We start from the raw sequence: 16512 nt of genomic DNA, 5'->3' as shown, positions 1-16512 counted from the left end.
CCTACGCGGCGGACGGGGCCGCCAGCGCGACGCGCGTCCCGGCACCGGGCGTCGACGTCACCTCGATCCGCCCGCCCGCCAGCGAGAGCCGCCGGCGGATGCTCTCGAGCCCGAGCCCCCGCCGCACCCGGTCGGCCTCGGACGGGTCGAACCCGGCGCCCTCGTCGATCACCTCCACCCGGACCTCGCCGTCGGCCTCCGACAGCTGGATCGTGGCGCGGTCGACCGCGGCGTGCTTGGCGACGTTGAACAGGAGCTCGCGGAGCGACCGCAGCAAGAGCACCCGGAGGTCGGGGCCGACGACGAGGTCGTCGGGGCCCTCGACCGCGACCCTCAGCCCGTGCGCCTCCTCGACGCGGTGCGCGAGCCAGGTCAGCGAGGCCGTGAACCCCTCGTCGCTCGCGACGGGCGGGCTGAACTCGGCCGACAGCGTGCGCGCCGAGTGGATGGCCTGGGCGAGCATGGTCCGGGCCTGCCCGAGGAGCTCGGCGGCCGGCCCGTCGGCGTCGCCGAGCGCGTCGGCGAGCAGCTTGGTCTGGACCTGGACCCCGAACAGCGTCTGCTGGAGGTCGTCGTGCAGGAGGTCGGCGATCCGCTCGCGCTCGGCCTCCTCGGCCCGGCTCAGCTCGACGGCGAGCCCGCGGACCTGCTCGGTCCGGGCCTCGACGCGGGCCTCCAGGTCCGTCGTCAGCGCGCGGAGCTCGTCCTGCGCCCGGCGGAGGTCGGTGATGTCCTGGGCCCCGACGGTGACGGCGACGATGGCGCCCTCGTCGACGACGGGGTGGACGTAGAGGAGCCAGTGGCGGATCACGTCCGGGGCGCTGGGCGCGGCGGCCCGGACGGGCACGCCCAGTTGGGGCTCGCCCGTCGCGACGACGGACGCGATGAGCGGATCGGTGAGCCGCGCGTGATCCGGGAACAGGTCGGCCGCGCGCTGGCCGATGAGGGCCTCGGCCGGGAGGCCGGTGAACGCAACCGCCTCGTCGTTGACGCGGAGGTAGCGGCCGTCGAGGTCGAGGACCGAGACGACGAGCGGGATCGACCGGAAGTACGCCTCGATCTCGCTGAGCCGCTGGCGGGCCGCCTCGCGCGCCTCGTGCAGCGGCGTCGTGTCGTAGACGATGCCCGACAACGTGCCCTGCGCGCCCTGGTCCGGGAGGAAGCGGCCCCGGACCTCGATCCACCGGACGATGTCGTCGTCGCCCCGAAGCCGGACGTTGAACACATAGGCCGGGCCGTCGGGGCCGCCGCTCATCGCCGCCTGGAGCTGCGTCGTGATCTCGGCCCTGTCGTCGGGGTGAACGCGGTCCATCGCGTCCTCGAACAGGAGCGGGAGCGACAGCCGGGTGATCTGCAGCGTGCGGTCGTCGAGCCGGTACGCCTCGGTCGCCACGTCCATCGACCACACGCCGACCTCGACGCTGTCGAGCACGAAGTCGAGGTCGGCGAGCGCCGCGACGCGATCGGCCTCGGCCCGCTTGCGGTCGGTGATGTCGCGGACGACGACGCTCACGCCGTGGATGGCGCCGTCGGCGCCGACGTCGGGGACGTAGCTGCTCAGCCAGTCCCGGAGGTCGTCGGGGTCGCGGAGCGTGGCGCCCTGGAACTCGACGTCCTCGACGGCCTGGCCCGTCTCCAGGATCTCGAGCAGGATCGGCTCCACGACGTCGGCCAGGAGGGGGAACAGCTCCGAGCCTTGCCGGCCGATGTGCTCCTCGACGGGGAGCCCGTTGATCTCGGCGAGGCGCGTGTTGATCCGGCGGTAGCGGAGCTCCTGGTCCATGTAGGCCAGGCCCACCGGGGCCGTCCCGTAGATGGCCTCGATCTCGGCGAGCTGCTCGTCGATCGTCCGCTCGTCGGCCGCGCGGCGGATCGCGTCGGCGACCACGTTCGCCAGCGACTGGACGGCCTGGGCGTCGTCGTCGGCGAACGAGCGGGCGACCCGGCTGTGGACGCCGAGCACGCCCCACGCGCCGTTGGCGCCGTGAATCGGGACGCTCACCCCGCTCTGAACGCCGTGGTCGTGGAGGAGCGGCGGGCCGGTAAACCGCGTCTCCGCCGCGAGGTCCGGCACGACGACCGGCGCCACGGCGAGCAGCGTGAAGCCGGCCTGCGAGCCCACGTTGTCCGGGACGGTCCCGACCCCGACGAGCCCGTCGGCCCAGCCGACACCCGCTTCCAGGATCAAGTCGCCGTGCTCGGGCCGGTGGCGCAGGACCTTGGCAAAGTCGGCGTCTAAGATCTTGGCGGCGCTCGCGGCGGCGAGCGCGAAGAGCTCGTCCAGCGGGGTCCCGTCGAGCGCGGCCACGCCGAGCGCGGCGACGGCCGCCTGCTGGCGGGCCCGGCGCTCGCCCTCGTCGAGCGCGTCCTTGAGCGCCGTCACGTCGACGAACGTCAGCACGACCCCGTCGATGCGGTCGTCGGGGGTGCGGTAGGGGAGGACGCGGGCGCGGTAGTGCTGGCCGTCATCGGCGTCGACCTCCCAGTCCTCCGGGACCAGCGTGTCGAGCACGCGGCGGGCCACCTCGACGACGCCCCCGCTGCGCAAGCGGTGGGCGAGGTGGTCGAGCGGGCGGCCGAGGTCGGGCGGGATGACGTGGAAGACGTCGGCCGCCCGCGGCGTGAACCGCGTGAGCCGGAGCTCGCGGTCGAGGAACAGCGTCGCGATGTCGGTCGACGCCATCAGGTTCTGGAGGTCGGCGTTCGACCGGAGCAGCTCGTCGACCTTGTTCTTGAGCTCCTGATTGACCGTCCGGAGCTCCTCGTTGGTCGATTGGAGCTCCTCCTTCGAGGTCTCGAGCTCCTCGGTCGTCGACTGGAGCTCCTCGTTGATCGACTGGAGCTCTTCGTTGGACGCTTTGAGCTCTTCGGTGGCGACCTCGCCCTCCTCCATGGTCTGCTGGAGCTGCTTGCGGGTCTGGTGGAGCTCCTGCTCGAGCTGGGCGAGGGCCCGGCCGTCGACCAGGCCGTCGCCGTCGCCGGCCTCGGCGACGACGGCGCCGAGCGAGGCGACGGTCTCGGGGTCGAGCTCGATAAAGACGACCTCGGCCTGGCCGTCCTGGGCGGCCGCCCCGCCGACGCGCCCGACGTGGAGCCGGACGACCCGCTCGCGCCCGCCGACGACCACGCGGTGGAACCGGCTGTCGGTCGGCTCGCCGGACGAGAACGCCCGGAAGAGCGCGGCCCGGAGGTCGACCCGGAGCACGCGGAGCACCTTGTCGACCACGTTTTGCGAGACCGGGCCCTCGCGGTCGCGGAGGTAGTCGCCCGCGGTCCCGAAGACGTGCGTCACGTCGTAGTGCTCGTCGACCAGAAGCCGCGGCGGGGCGTACTGGTCGAGCGTCCAGTCGCGGTACCGCTCGACGACGCCCTCGATGGGCGGGTCGGCGGGGCGCGCGCGCGGGGCCGCCCCCTTGCGCCCGTCGCCGCCGCCCGCGAACGGGAGGCGGGGCGGGGCGGCCCCTCCCCGGCGTTGGTAGATGCGCGCCGGCTTGTCGACCGCCGCGAACCCCTTCGACAGCAAGGCCGGGCCCTCGGCGGCGCCCAGGAACAGCCAGCCCTCGGGGTGGAGCGCGTAGTGGAACGTCGCGAAGACGCGCTCCTGGACCGACCGGTTGAAGTAGATCAGCACGTTCCGGCAGGCCACCAGGTCGAGCCGCGAGAACGGAGGGTCCGAGAGCAGGTTGTGCCGCGCGAACAGCACCATCTGGCGGATCTCGGGCTTCACCCGGACGGCGTCGCCCTCGACCTGGAAGAACCGCTGGAGCCGCTCAGCCGACACGTCGGCCGCGACGATCTCGGAGTAGACCCCCTCGCGCGCCCGGTCGAGCGCGTCGTCGTCGATGTCGGTCGCGAACACCTGGATGTCGGGCCCGTCGGCGAGCCGGTCCTTGTACTCGCACAGCAGCATCGCGATCGAGTACGCCTCCTCGCCGGTCGCGCACCCGGCCACCCAGACGCGGACCTGGTCGTGCCGGCCCTTCCCCTCGAACAGCGCCGGGACGACCTCGGCCTGGAGCGCCTCGAACGCCTCGGAGTCGCGGAAAAACTGGGTGACCGAGATCAGGAAGTCGCGCAGGAGCGCCTGGACCTCGCCGGGGTCGGATCGGAGGTAGGCGGCGTAGCTGGGGAGCCCGGGCTGGCCGGTCATCTGGAGCCGCCGCGCGAGCCGGCGCAGGATCGTGGTCCGCTTGTAGTCCGAAAAGTCGTGGGCCGTCCGCTCGCGGAGGTGCGCGAAGATGGCCTGGAGCGCCTGGTGGTCGTCCTCGACGAGTGGGTCGTCGGGGGCGGCCGGGACGGTCAGCCGATTGGAGGCATTGCGGATGGCGACGAGCTTTTCGGCCAACTCGGCCGCCGTCCCCTGCACGTCCACGAGTTCGGTGGCGAGCGCGCTCCCGGGCATCCCGTCGTACTCGGCGTCGTCGGGCGCCTGGGCCATCGCCAGCCCGCCCCGCTCCTTGACGGCCTTGAGCCCGAGCGACCCGTCGGAGCCCGTCCCCGACAGGACGACGCACACGGCGCGGTCGCCCATGTCCTCGGCGAGCGTCCGGAAAAAGTGGTCGATGGCCGCCGGCCGGCCCCGGTCGCGCCGAGCCTCGACGAGCTGGAGGTGGCCGTCCTCGATCTCGAGGTGCCGGCCGGGCGGGATCACGTAGACGCAGTTGGCCTCGACGTCCGGGTGGTCGTCCACCTGGGCGACCGTCATCTGGGTGCGCGTCTGGATCAGCTCCGCGAGCGCGCTCTCGTGGTCCGGGGACAGGTGCTGGACGAGCACGAACGCCATCCCGGGCTGGGCTGGGAGTGCGCTGAAAAACTCCTGGAAGGCGCGGAGCCCGCCGGCCGAGGCGCCGATCCCGACGACCGGGAACGTGTCGACGCCGGGCGGGGCCTCCCCGGCGATCCCGTCGATGTCGGAGCCGTGCGGGGCGCCGGGGCCGACCTCGTCGCCGTCGTCGTCAGGGGGAGGGGCGGACATGTGCGGCGGCACGGCGGGAGGGGGAGCCACCAAGGTACAGGCCCCGTCTGGCCGTTCTCCTCCGTGATTCCCCTACGCTTGCGGCCGTTTGCCGCGAGGTCGCGGCGCCCCGGTCGGCGTCAGGAGGGCGCTCGGATCATCAGCTTCTCCAGCAGCTGCGGGTCGTCGGCGAGGGCCACGCGGGCGATGCCGAGGAAGGGGTCCATAAAGTCGTCGAGGGCGTCGAGCGCCTGGTCGCGCTTGTCCTTGGCGCGCTGGGCGTCGCCCTTTTCGCGCTCCTGCGTCTCGTCCGCTGCGGCGACGGCGGCGGCTCGTGCCTGCCCGTCTTCGAGTTCGGTCTGCGGGATCGAGATGCCCGCAAACTTGGCGACGTAGTCGGGGTCGGCGAGGGCGTTGGCGTAGAACTGCTGGGCCTGGCGGATCCACCCGGCCGTGGACCGCTTGCGGCGGCCGGAGAAGCCGAGCGCCTTGCGGGCCTCGCGGTCGCCATCGAACAAGACGCGGGCGTAGCCGACGTGAGGGTCGTACAGCTCCCGGCAGGTCTTGTGTGCCTCGGTGAACGCGTCGGTAGCTGCCTCCTGCTCACCGCCCTCTTTTTGGAGCGTGTCCTGGGCGTCGGCGGCGGTCTTGTAGAGTGCCAGGCCCTCGTCGAGCTTTTCGGGCGTGTAGCCGCGCGGCGCCAGCTTTTCCTGGAGCGCGGCGTCGGTCTTGGCGTTGACCAGCCGGACGCGGGTGTCGTTCAGTTGCTTGTCGATGGACTCGGGCATCGGTGTGGGGTGTCGAGCGGACACCGCCAGCTTAGGGGATCGGGCTTTACGCTCGGCAGTCCGCGTGCAAAATGATGCGTCAGTCGTGCCGGGGATGGGACACGAGTACGCACGCCCGGGCGGCTCGGTACGGGCCTCGGGAAGCCGGTACGGGCCTCAGGAACGTGGTACGGATGCCGGAAAACCGGTCCGGACGGTCGGCGCGACGGTACGGGGCGTGCGGGCGGCCGGTCCGGCGTGACGGAGCGCCGGTTTCAGGCTCAGGAAGGCTGGTTCGCCTGCTGGCGGGGCTGTCCGGACGGTCGGGGAGGCCCGGTACGGGTGTCGGGAACGCGGTACGGGCCTCGGGAAACCGGTACGGGCCTCGGGAACGGCGTCCGGGTGCCGGGAACGGCAGTACGGGGCCTCTGGAAGGCGGTGCCAGGGTCAGGGCGACTCGTCCGGACAGGCAGCGGAGGGGTCCTGAGCCCTGCTGGCGCCGTCCCCGGACTCGCTAGGGCAGAGCAAGGACGGTCAGGAGTTAGCAGGCGCAGCCAGGGCCTTTGTTGCAGTTGTAAGACCGAGAGATGCAGGAGTCTCCACAGGGCTTGCCCGCTGAGCAGTACTTGCAGCATGACCGAGACCGCCGCGCGGGCCTTGAGGCCGCACGTGTGCGGGCGGCCAGCCGTGCCGCGTCGCGGTCGACGACGCGCTGGGCGTACGAGTCTCGCTTGCTAGCGTAGAGCGCCAGACGAGGTGAGCGCGGGTACATCTCAGCGAGCTCGCGGTAGGCGTCGCGGTTGCGCTCCAACTCTGACCCTGGGAGCGACTGCGCCTGAGCGTACATGGCCTCCTCCTCGGCCTGGTTACCAATGGATCGGAGGGAGTCGGCCCACTCTGCAGCGTAGGGTTCGGCAGCGAGCGCGCGGGCCTGATCTTGCACTTCGGCGAAGCGACTGGCCGAAATGAGGCTGGCGAGCTGGGTGAACGTGCTGTCTCGGGCTGCGGCTCCACCAGGCCAGAGGTCGGGGGCGACCACCTCCCGTTCCGCGTCGAAATCGCCGGCTATCTGGACGTTGGACGGGGGCTCGGCGGTCTCAGGACCCATGGACACCCCGGTCAGAAGGAGGAGGCCACCGTAGACAGCGAGCACCTTTCCTCGGCTTGGGTGCCCGAGAGCAGTTGGGAGCACGCCGTCGGGATCGAAAAGCCCGTAGAGGAGAGCGATCAGGGAAAAGAGGAAGAGTCCTACGGCCATCGGGTTTAGGCTCGGCTCAGGTGAACGGCAGCGGTATCGGACCGGCGCGCGTGATCGGTACTGGGGGACCGGTCAGCTCGAGCGTTCCGATCGGTGTGGCTCCGCTCGCCGCAACTCTGTCTGTCTACGTAGTCCCAGATGATTGGCGTGCTCTCACCACTATCGACGTCAAAAGGGACAGTACCCATCGGGGGGCCAACAGTGAGAGATCTAAGAGGCGTGGTCCGTGGGGTGTCGCAGGTGAGAGGGTGAACCCCGTAGGCAAGACGTATCAAAGTAGCATGGCCCGACGTGGGCACAAAGACTTTCTCGATTTGCCTGGTGTCTCCGTTGGGGCACCGTTCCCACCTGCCTCTATGGAAGTTTTTGGGCTGCTTGTCGACCCCGGTCTGGGGTGCACGAGGTCAGCCGGGCTCGGGGCGGGGCGCCGCCAGCCGGGTGTGGACGGCCTTGACGGCGACCGACCCCTCGCCGACCGCCCCGGCCACCCGCTTCGTCGAGCCCGACCGCACGTCGCCGACGGCGAACACGCCCCGGAGCGAGGTCTCAAACGTGCTCGGCCGGGCGTCGCCCCAGGTCTCGGGCAGGCACTCTGGGGGCACGTCCGCGCCCGCGAGCACGAAGCCCTTGGCGTCGAGCGCCACGCCCAGGCGATCCTCGCCGTCGCCCTGGAGCCAGTCGGTGCACGGGCTGGCGCCGATAAAGACGAACAGGCCCGGCGTCTCGACGCGCTCCGTCTCGCCGCCGGTCGTCACGTCGACGGCCGCAAGCGCCTCGTGGTCGGAGCCGTCGCCGTGGAGCGCCGTCACCTCGGTCTGCATCCGGAGGTCGATGGCGTCGGACGCCTCGATGCGGTCGGCGAGGTAGCTGCTCATGCTCGCGCGCAAGTCGTCGCCGCGGACGGCCAAGAGGACGGAGGCCCGCTCGGACAGGAACATCGCGGCCTGCCCGGCCGAGTTGCCGCCGCCGACCACGACGACGGTCCGCTGGTCGCACCCGCGCGCCTCCATCTCGGTCGCCGCGTAGTAGATGCCCGCGCCCTCGAAGCGACGCAGGTTGGGGAGCGGAAGGCGGTTGTAGTGGGCGCCCGTCGCGATCAGGACGGTCCGGCCGCGCAAGGTGGGCCCGGACCCGAGGGCGACCGTGTAGGCGTCGCCGTCGCGGCCGAGGCCGGTCGCGCGGCGGGGCGTGGCGAGGCAGGCGCCGAACTTGCGGGCCTGGACGGTCGCGCGCGTGGCGAGGTCGGTGCCCGAGATGCCCGCGGGGAAGCCGAGGTAGTTCTCGATGCGCGACGACCACGAGGCCTGGCCGCCCGGCCCGACCTCGTCGACCACGACGGTCCTCAACCCCTCGGACGCGCCGTAGACGGCCGCCGCGAGCCCGGCGGGCCCGGCCCCGATCACGACCAGGTCGGCCGTCTCGCTCTCGGGCATCTCGCCGACGATGCCGACGGCTTGGGCCAGCTCCAGGTTGCTCGGCGCGTCGAGCACGGTCTCGGTCCCCCACACCACGACCGGGCCCTCGGGCGCGGCGTCGCGGCCGGCGCGCGCGAGCACCTCGGCGGTCTCGGCGTCGTCGGGCGTGAGCCAGCGGAGGGGGAGGTAGTTGCGCCGCGCGAACTCCGCCAGGCGGACGGCCTCGGGGTCGGTCTGGGCGCCGACGAGCGTGAGGCCGGAGGCGCCCTCGGCCACCTTGCCGCGCCGGGCGGCAAAGGCGCTCAGAATGGTCTCGGCGAGGTCGGTGTCGCGGGCGAGCAGGTCACGGAACGCCTCGGCCGGCACCTGGAGCACGCGGCCGGGCGCTTCAACGCGGGCCGTCGCGAAGACGCTCTCGCCGAGAAGCAGCCCCATCTCGCCCAGCATCCGCCCGGGCCCGAGCGGCTCCGACGTGATCGCCCGCTCGCAGTCGGGGTCGGCGTAGACCGCGACGGCGCCGTCGAGCACGACGAAAAAGTCGTAGCCGGGGTCGCCCTCGCGGAACAGGATCTCGCCGGCCTCGACGGCGCGCTCGGTCCCGACGCGGGCCAGCCGGTCGAGTTGGTCGGGCGAGAAGGTCGGCTGGTCGGGGCGGTCGGGCATGGCGCTGGGACGCCGGCCGCGGGGGGCGGTTCGCCGGGGGAGCGGGCTCGGTGGGTTCCCGATGCGACTCGGCGGCGGAGGGCCGCCGGGCGCGCGTTTTCTTCGCGCGCGGGGCGGGGAACGGACGGTCGGGGAGGGCGTGGCACGGCCGGTCTGCTCGCGCCGCCCTAGCGTTTCCCGGATGCTCGTCCGCCTCGGCCTGCTCGCTGCCCTCCTCGCTTGCGCGGTCGCGCCGGCGTCGGCGGGCGTGCCGGCGGGCGCCGCACCCCTCGACGGCGAGCAGGTGGGTCGGACGACGCACCCCGGCTCCGCCGCCCTCGCCCCCGGATCGGGCGCGGTGCTGGCGGGGGCGACCGAGGAAGCCCGCCCGACGCCGCACGGGGCGAGGGCACACCGGCGTGGCGCCACCCGTCCGCACCGCGAGGCGCGGGCGGCAGGCGTCTGGACGCCGACCCGACGGGACGTCCGCCCGAGCGCGCGGACGCAGGTGTTGCGGTTGTGAGAGCGAGGGCCGCGGTCGTGCGGCGGGGCGTCGGCCCCGGTTTTCCCCTGCCCGGACCCTCCGGGCGCCCCCTCGCTTTTCCTCCTGACACCACTCCTATGTCCACGTCGTCTCGCCCGCTCGCGGGCCATCCCACCTCCACGCCCGGTCCGTCCGGCACCGGGGGCTTCATGCCCTTCGTCATCCTCACCGGGCTGATCCTCCTGGGCGTTCTCGCCGTCGTCGTGTCGTTTATGCGGATGTAGCCGCTCGGCCCCGCCGGTACGCGCCGGCGGGGCCGATATTTTTAGGTCGAGGCCAGAACTCAGGCGCGCGCCGCTCCGAGCCCCGCCAGCCGCCCGGTCGCCCAGGCCCAGTAGAAGTTGTAGCCCCCGATGGGGCCGAAGGCGTCGAGCAGCTCTCCGGCGACGTAGAGGCCGGGGTGCGCCCGGCTCTCCAACGTGTTCGTGTCGACCTCGCCCAAGCGGACGCCGCCGCCGGTGACCTCGGCCTTTTTGTAGCCCTCGTCGCCGGTCCACGGCAGCTCGTAGGCGGTCAGCGCGGCGACCAGTCGGATCCGCTCGTCGCGGCGCAAGTCGGCGCGGGCGCGGTCGGCGGGCACATCCGCGTCCGCGAGCAGGCGGTCGGCCAGGCGGGTGGGGAGCGCGGCGCGCAGGGCGGTGAGCACGAGCCCGGGGCCGGGGGCGGTGAGCGTATCGGTCCACGCCTCGGGAGAGGTGTCGTCCCAGCCGACGAGGACGGGCGGGCGGGCGTCGGCGGCAGCGCCGAGTGCGGTGAGGTGCGAGACGTTCAAGACAGCGGGGCCGCTGTAGCCGCGGTGCGTGAACAGAAACCCGCCCGACGTGGCAAACGCGCCCTTGCCCTGGGGCACCCGGACCTGGGCGTGGGGCACCGACACGCCCGACAGGTCGGCGTGCGGGGCGGGCTCGGCGGTGAGCGGCGCGAGCGCCGGGTACACGGGCTCGACGGCCAGCCCGAGCGCCTCCGCCAGCCGCAGCCCGAACCCGTCGCTGCCGGTCTTGGGGACCGACAGCCCGCCGGTCGCCACAATCGCAGCGGGCGCGGTGATCTCGGCCCCGTCGCGGAGCCGCGCCGTCCACCCGCTGGCGGAGCGTTTGAGGCGGGCGACGTCGGTGTCGAACCGGAGGTCGGCGCCCGCGGCGCGGGCGGCGTCGACGAGCGCGTCGCGGACGTCGGTGGCGCGGTTCGAGGCGGGGAACAGCTTGCCGGTCTCGGGCTCGAGCGCGAGCGGCACGCCGAGGTCGTGCTCGAAAAAGGCCCGCTGCTCGGCCAGCGGCCACGAGGCCAGGATCCGGCCCATCACGCGCCGCGAGGAGCCGGTCACGAACAGCCGCTCGTCGAGCGCCGAGGGCAGCACGTTGCACCGGCCGCCGCCGGAGACGACGATCTTCTTGCCGCCCTTGCGGGTCTTTTCGAGGAGGACGGTGCGGGCGCCGGCGCGGGCGGCGAAAATGGCGGCGGTCAGGCCGGCCGCGCCGCCGCCGACGACGAGGACGTCGGGGGAGGAATCGGACATGGGCCCCGAACGAGCGGTCGGCGGCGCCGATCCTGCCGCGCCAGCCGACCGGCCGGCGCGAGCCCCGGGACCCCCCGCCTGCCGGCCGCCCCCCCTCATCCGAGGGGGGGGGCTCCGTTCCTGGCGCCTCTGTTCCTAGCGCCTCGCTCGTCGTCAGCTGCGGCCTCGCTCGCGGAGTCCCCCCTCCTCGGATGAGGTCTCGGATCCCGCTTGCGTGGAGGGGGGCAGGGGGTGGTGAGCCGGGCTGGCGCGAGCCCCCTGCTGGCGCTGTGCCCGTCTGGGAGGTTCGCCCAGAGGTCTCCTCCGTCTGCGGGCGCGAGCGGGTCCGCGAGCGCACGCTCTACGGGGCGCCCGCAAGCCCCCGGAATCGGCGGGGGCGGCGCCTATCTTGACGGCCCTCTGCGGCCGTCCCCCCCGTGCCTCCCCCCGCCACCCCCGACCGGCCCGCCCCGGCCTCCCCGGCGCCCGAGCGCGAGCCCTCGCTCCGCCGGCACCTCGCCGCCCGCTGGCGCACCGCGCCTGCGCCGGTGCGCTGGGTGCTGGCGCTGACCGTGCTCGCGTTCAGCGTGTGGCCGGTCCTGCCGCGCGTCATCGAGGCGACGGAGGGGCCGAGCGACGAGGAGGTCCTCGCCGAGGCCGCGCGCGCGCGCGCGCAGTGGGCGCTGATGCGGAGCCTGGCCCCGGAGACGCTCACGCTGGAGCCCGCCGCCGACGCGCTCGGCCCCGGCGACGCCGAGCGCGCCGACGACCGCTTTGCCGACTACTACGTCCACACGGCCGACAGCGTCGCGTTCTCGATCCTGGTCACGTCCGACGACTTCGCGCCCGACCTCGCCGTCGAGCTGCCGGACGGCCGGACGGTCGCGGCCTCGAACCTGCTCCGCACCGCCACGCGCGCCGAGATCGACGGGCTGCAGGGGCCGGGCCGGTTCGTCGTCGTCGTGACCTCGCGGCGGCCCCGGGCGACGGGCCGCTACGAACTGGCCGTCGTGCCGGCCGGCCCGGCCGACTCAGTCTACGTCGACGACGCGGCCCGCCTCGACACGCTCGCGGCGGGGCCGCTCCGGGCCGGGCGGTATGAGCGGACCTACGGGATCGCGGCGGGGTCCGACCTGCCCGTCGTCGTCCGCGTGGTGTCGTCGGCGTTCGTGCCGCGCGTGCACCTGCTGGGCCCCAACGGCGAGGTCCGCGGCGCGTGGCGCTCGGTGGAGCGCTCTTCCCGGGGCGACAGCTTGCACGGCGTCGTGCTCCGCTACCTCCCCGGTTGGGACGCCGCCTACCGCCTGATCGTGACCTCCGAGGAGCCCGGCGCCGGCGGGGCGTTCGCGCTCGACGCTCGGACGGTCCCCATCCGCGACGTCCGCGCCGACGGCGGCACTCAGACCGGCACGCTCGGCGACGACAGCTGGGTCGAGAACGGCCGCTACGTCGACACCTACAAGTTCCGCGTCGGCGACGATCAGCGGGCCACGATCGCCATCGACGCAGAGGCCTTCCCCCCCGCGTTCCGGCTGTGGACGATCGCCGGCCGCCGGCGCTCCGACGTGGCCGAAGACCGCAACGCGCCCGGCGCGCGCGCCGTCGAGTACGAGGCCGAGGTCGACGCGGGCGAGTACTACCTCGAGGTGACCTCCGGTGGGCCGGACTCAACGCGGGCGCTCGGCGGCGACTACCGGCTGACGCTGGGCACCGAGCGCTTCGAGCCGCCGCCGACCCGGGCCGACAGCACCGCCCCGGGCTCGCGCGTGTTCTCGACCGAGGTCCGCCGGACGGGCGAGAGCGGCGGGAGCCGGTTCGAGGTCGGCGTCACGAACGTGGCCGTCTCGTACCCCGCCGGCCGCACACGCGTCCAGCTCTCGGTCACGGTCCGCTCCATCGACTACACCGGCAACTGGGCGCCGTGGGAGAGCTTCGCCCGCAAGGGCTACGTCGTCGACGGCGACGGCCGGCGCTACACGACGTCGGTCGCCGAGAGCCAGAGCCCGTCTGGGCCATCGGCCGAGCCGGGGACCGCCCGGCGCGGCATCGTCGTGTTCTACCGCGACGAGGTCGTCCGCGGCATCGACCGGCTCGTCTTCGTGGCCCCGCTCGGCGGCGACAACTCGGTCACACTGCCGATCAACTTTTAGACGACTCGACGCTGTCGTCCCGGCGCTGGCGACGGCCACCTTCCGCTCTTCCGCTCCCATGCCTCTCGTTCTCGTCACCGGCGCCAGCCGCGGCATCGGCGCCGCCGTCGCCCGGGCCTTCGCGGAGAAGGGCTGGCAGGTGGCCCTCGTGGCGCGCGACGCGGGGGCGCTCGCGGAGGTCGCCGCGCAATGCGCCAGCGGTAGGGGAGAGGCCCGAACGTTCGTCTGCGACGTGACCGACGACGCGGCCGTCGAGGCGATGGCCGAGGCCGTGCGCGGGTGGGCGGGGACGCCCGACGTGGTCGTCAACAACGCGGGCCTGTTCCGGCCGTGCGGGATCCTGGAGACGACGCCCGAGGCGTTCCGCGAGCAGCTCGAGGTCAACACCGTCAGCGCCTTCCTGGTCACGCGCGCATTCCTCGCCGGGATGCTGGCGCGCGCGTCCGGCCGCGTGCTGATGATGGGGTCGGTCGCCTCCATCCGGGGGTACCCGGGCGGGGCGGCGTACGGGGCCGCCAAGCACGGGCTGCTGGGGCTGGCGCGGGCGCTCCGCGCCGAGGTCGTCGGCACGGGCGTCTCCGTCACCACGCTCCTGCCGGGCGCCACACGCACGGGCTCGTGGGACGGCACCGACCTCCCCGACGCCCGCTTTATTCCGCCCGAGGACATCGCCCGCGTCGCCGTCGAGGTGGCCACGCTGTCCGGCCGGACCGTCGTGGAGGAGGTCCTGATCCGCCCGGACGCAGGGGACATTTGAGGAGCGGAGGAGTAGACGAGAGGGGGACTGAACGGTGCGATGGCCTCCGGCGTTTTCGCGCGCGGCCTGCGCCTCCTGTCCTCCGGTCCTCTTCTCTTCCGATCCTCTCTCCGATGCCCGACATCCGACACGACGCCGACGCCCACACCTTCACCGCCGACGTGGAGGGCGGCGCGGCCGAGCTGGCCTACGAGATGCGCGGCGATGCGGCCGCGTTCGTCCACACGTTCGTGCCGGAGCCCGCGCGGGGGGAGAACGTCGCGACGGCGCTCGTCGAGGCCGGGCTGTCGTGGGCGCGCGACAACGGGCACGCGGTGATCGCGCAGTGCCCGTTCGTGGCGGCGTATCTGGAGGACCACCCCGGCCAGCGAGACCTGCTGGCGGCGTGACGGCCCGGCTCGCGGCGGCGCCCCGTTAGCCAGGGGCGCTAGCTGCAGGCGCGCGGGCCGTGGCGGCGGTCGCGGCGGTCCTCGCGACGGTCGCGCACGTCCTCGGTCCGGTCGCGGCGGTCCTCCCGGCGGTCGGCGGCGTCCTCGATCCGGTCGAGGAGACCGCCGTTGTGCCGGCGGTCGCGGACGTCCTCGCGGCGGTCCCGGCGGTCCTCGGCGCGGTCGCGGCGGTCTTCGCGAATGTCCCAGACCTGCTCGCGGCAGTCGAGGGCGACGCGGGCGGCCCGAGTGGGCGCGGGCTGGGCCGAGGCGGGCACGGCGAGGGCGAGGGCGGCGAGGGGGAGCAGGAGACGCATGGCACCGGGGGGCTGTGAGGCCGAAACGTCGGGCGCCGGCGTCGCCGGGCCATCACGGTCGGCCGGCAGTCCGTCGTCGACTCCGTGGCGAAACGGTGTCGGGGGCCCGGAGTACGCCGATGCCCCCCGCGCGACGCGCGCACGCCGATGACGACTCGCACGATCCACGGCCCCGACGACACCGAGTGGACACTGGCCGAAGCGCTCGTCGGGTCCGACGCCGAGCGCGACGACGACGATACGGTGCCGGTCGTGGCCACGCCGAGCGGCGGCGAGCAGTCAGTGCGCCTGGCGCTGGCGCCCGGATGGGCCGAGGCCGACGACGCCGACCTGGTCGCGGCGCTCGACGCGGCGCGAGACGGGCCGGAGGCCCGCTAGCTTGCGGCATGTCCGACGATCTGTTTGAGGCCGCCGCCGTGCGGCGCCGTGCCCAGTCCGCCCCGCTCGCCGACCGGATGCGCCCGCGCACGCTCGACGAATACGTCGGGCAGGGCCACGTGCTCGCGCCGGGCTCCCTCCTGCGCCGGGCCGTCGAGGCCGACCGCGTCACGTCGCTGATCCTGTTCGGCCCGCCCGGGACCGGCAAGACCACGCTCGCCCGGATCATCGCCAACACGACGCGCAAGCACTTCGCCAGCCTCAACGCTGTGCTCGCGGGCGTCAAGGACATCCGCGAGCAGGTGGCCGGCGCCCAAGAGCGGCTCCGCCTGCACGGCCAGGGCACCATCCTGTTCGTCGACGAGGTCCACCGCTTCAACAAGGCCCAGCAGGACGCGCTCCTGCCCCACGTCGAGAACGGGACGGTCGTCTTTGTCGGGGCGACGACGGAGAACCCGTACTTCGAGGTCAACAAGGCGCTCGTCTCGCGGAGCCGCGTGTTCGAGCTCCAGACGCTGTCCGAGGACGACTTGCGCGCGGTCGCCGCGCAAGCCATTGCGGACGCCGAGCGCGGGTACGGCACGCTCGACGTCCAGATCGACGACGACGCGCTCGCGCACCTCGCCAGCACCGCGAATGGCGACGCGCGGTCGCTCTTGAACGCGCTCGAGCTGGCGGTCGAGACGACCGACGCGGATGCCGAGGGCGTCGTCCGGGTGACGCTGGGCGTGGCCGAGGAGTCGATCCAGCGCCGGGCCGTGCTCTACGACAAGGACGGCGACGCCCACTACGACACGATCTCGGCCTTTATCAAGTCGATGCGCGGCTCGGACCCGGATGCGGCGCTGTACTGGATGGCCCGGATGATCTACGCCGGCGAGGACCCGCGCTTCGTGCTCCGCCGGATGCTGATCTTCGCGTGTGAGGACATCGGGCTGGCGGACCCCAACGCCGTCCGCCAAGCCGTCGCGTGCCAGCGCGCCTTCGAGGTGGTTGGGATGCCGGAGGGCCGCTTTATGCTCGGCCAGCTCTGCGTCTACCTCGCGACGGCGCCCAAGTCAAACTCCGGCTTCGCGTTCTTCAGCGCACTCGAGCACGTCGAGAAAGAGCAGACGGCCGACATGCCGAACGCGCTCAAAGACGGCTCGCGCGACAAGAAGGGGCTCGGCCACGGGGTCGGCTACAAGTACCCGCACGCCTACCAGGACCACTACGTGCCCGAGCAGTACCTCCCGGGCGGGATGCAGGGGACGTACTTCTACGAGCCGTCCGACCAGGGCTACGAGGCGCGGCTGGCGGTCCGCCTGGAGCAGCTCCGCGCGCGCGACGCCGAGGAGTCGATCGAGAAGCGGGTGCAGCGGTACACGCTCACGGACGACGAGGCCGAGTAGCCTCCCTCGGGCCCGA

The 16512-nt window shown here is 73.3% G+C and carries 13 protein-coding genes; 7 read left to right on the top strand and 6 right to left on the bottom strand.

From position 1 onward, the window contains the following. Position 1: 1 nt before the first annotated feature. The 4 genes from ACLIRP_RS12075 to ACLIRP_RS12060 form a co-directional block, all read right to left on the bottom strand. The gene (locus ACLIRP_RS12075; RefSeq protein ID WP_412060706.1) at positions 2-4975 is read right to left on the bottom strand and encodes a CheR family methyltransferase; all 4974 of its coding nucleotides are present in this window, start codon (positions 4973-4975) and stop codon (positions 2-4) included. A gap of 119 nt (positions 4976-5094) precedes the next feature. Beyond that, positions 5095-5742: a hypothetical protein gene (locus ACLIRP_RS12070; protein ID WP_412060705.1), complete on the bottom strand. Its 648-nt coding sequence runs from the start codon at positions 5740-5742 to the stop codon at positions 5095-5097. A 520-nt stretch (positions 5743-6262) separates the two neighbouring features. Then, positions 6263-6979, bottom strand: coding sequence for a hypothetical protein (locus ACLIRP_RS12065; protein WP_412060704.1), 717 nt, complete (start codon positions 6977-6979; stop codon positions 6263-6265). Positions 6980-7383: 404 nt separating this feature from the next. Next, a complete protein-coding gene (locus ACLIRP_RS12060) occupies positions 7384-9057 on the bottom strand; it encodes an FAD-dependent oxidoreductase (RefSeq protein ID WP_412060703.1) in 1674 nt (557 codons plus the stop codon). Positions 9058-9238: 181 nt separating this feature from the next. On the opposite strand from ACLIRP_RS12060, the gene ACLIRP_RS12055 reads away from it, so the two are divergent. Together ACLIRP_RS12055 and ACLIRP_RS12050 are read left to right on the top strand one after the other, a co-directional pair. Beyond that, positions 9239-9559 (top strand): hypothetical protein, encoded by a 321-nt coding sequence (locus ACLIRP_RS12055; RefSeq protein WP_412060702.1) that lies wholly within the window; start codon positions 9239-9241, stop codon positions 9557-9559. 98 nt (positions 9560-9657) lie between these two features. Further along, positions 9658-9804, top strand: coding sequence for a hypothetical protein (locus tag ACLIRP_RS12050; RefSeq protein WP_412060701.1), 147 nt, complete (start codon positions 9658-9660; stop codon positions 9802-9804). 59 nt (positions 9805-9863) lie between these two features. On the opposite strand, the gene ACLIRP_RS12045 is transcribed toward ACLIRP_RS12050, so the two are convergent. After that, complete coding sequence (locus tag ACLIRP_RS12045) at positions 9864-11096, bottom strand: NAD(P)/FAD-dependent oxidoreductase (protein ID WP_412060700.1); 1233 nt, start codon at positions 11094-11096, stop codon at positions 9864-9866. 416 nt (positions 11097-11512) lie between these two features. On the opposite strand from ACLIRP_RS12045, the gene ACLIRP_RS12040 reads away from it, so the two are divergent. From ACLIRP_RS12040 to ACLIRP_RS12030, 3 genes are all read left to right on the top strand, one after another. Then, positions 11513-13225 carry a hypothetical protein gene (locus tag ACLIRP_RS12040; protein ID WP_412060699.1) on the top strand — a complete coding sequence of 571 codons (1713 nt, stop codon included), beginning with the start codon at positions 11513-11515 and terminating at the stop codon, positions 13223-13225. A 58-nt stretch (positions 13226-13283) separates the two neighbouring features. Next, on the top strand, positions 13284-13982 hold the full coding sequence (locus ACLIRP_RS12035; RefSeq protein ID WP_412060698.1) for an SDR family oxidoreductase: 699 nt from the start codon (positions 13284-13286) through the stop codon (positions 13980-13982). A gap of 113 nt (positions 13983-14095) precedes the next feature. Beyond that, positions 14096-14371 (top strand): GNAT family N-acetyltransferase, encoded by a 276-nt coding sequence (locus ACLIRP_RS12030; RefSeq protein WP_412060697.1) that lies wholly within the window; start codon positions 14096-14098, stop codon positions 14369-14371. A 38-nt stretch (positions 14372-14409) separates the two neighbouring features. Here the strand turns inward: ACLIRP_RS12030 and ACLIRP_RS12025 are convergent, their stop codons facing one another. Next, positions 14410-14727: a hypothetical protein gene (locus ACLIRP_RS12025; protein ID WP_412060696.1), complete on the bottom strand. Its 318-nt coding sequence runs from the start codon at positions 14725-14727 to the stop codon at positions 14410-14412. 147 nt (positions 14728-14874) lie between these two features. Between ACLIRP_RS12025 and ACLIRP_RS12020 the strand changes: the two genes are divergently transcribed. Further along, a complete protein-coding gene (locus ACLIRP_RS12020; RefSeq protein WP_412060695.1) occupies positions 14875-15105 on the top strand; it encodes a hypothetical protein in 231 nt (76 codons plus the stop codon). A gap of 8 nt (positions 15106-15113) precedes the next feature. Next, positions 15114-16496 carry an AAA family ATPase gene (locus tag ACLIRP_RS12015; protein ID WP_412060694.1) on the top strand — a complete coding sequence of 461 codons (1383 nt, stop codon included), beginning with the start codon at positions 15114-15116 and terminating at the stop codon, positions 16494-16496. The last annotated feature ends 16 nt before the right edge of the window (positions 16497-16512 follow it).

Origin of the sequence: Rubrivirga halophila, assembly GCF_046845755.1 — a bacterium.
Lineage (GTDB): Bacteria > Bacteroidota > Rhodothermia > Rhodothermales > Rubricoccaceae > Rubrivirga.
The sequence above is the reverse complement of the archived record's forward strand: the minus strand, read 5'-3'. Positions and strand labels throughout refer to the sequence as shown.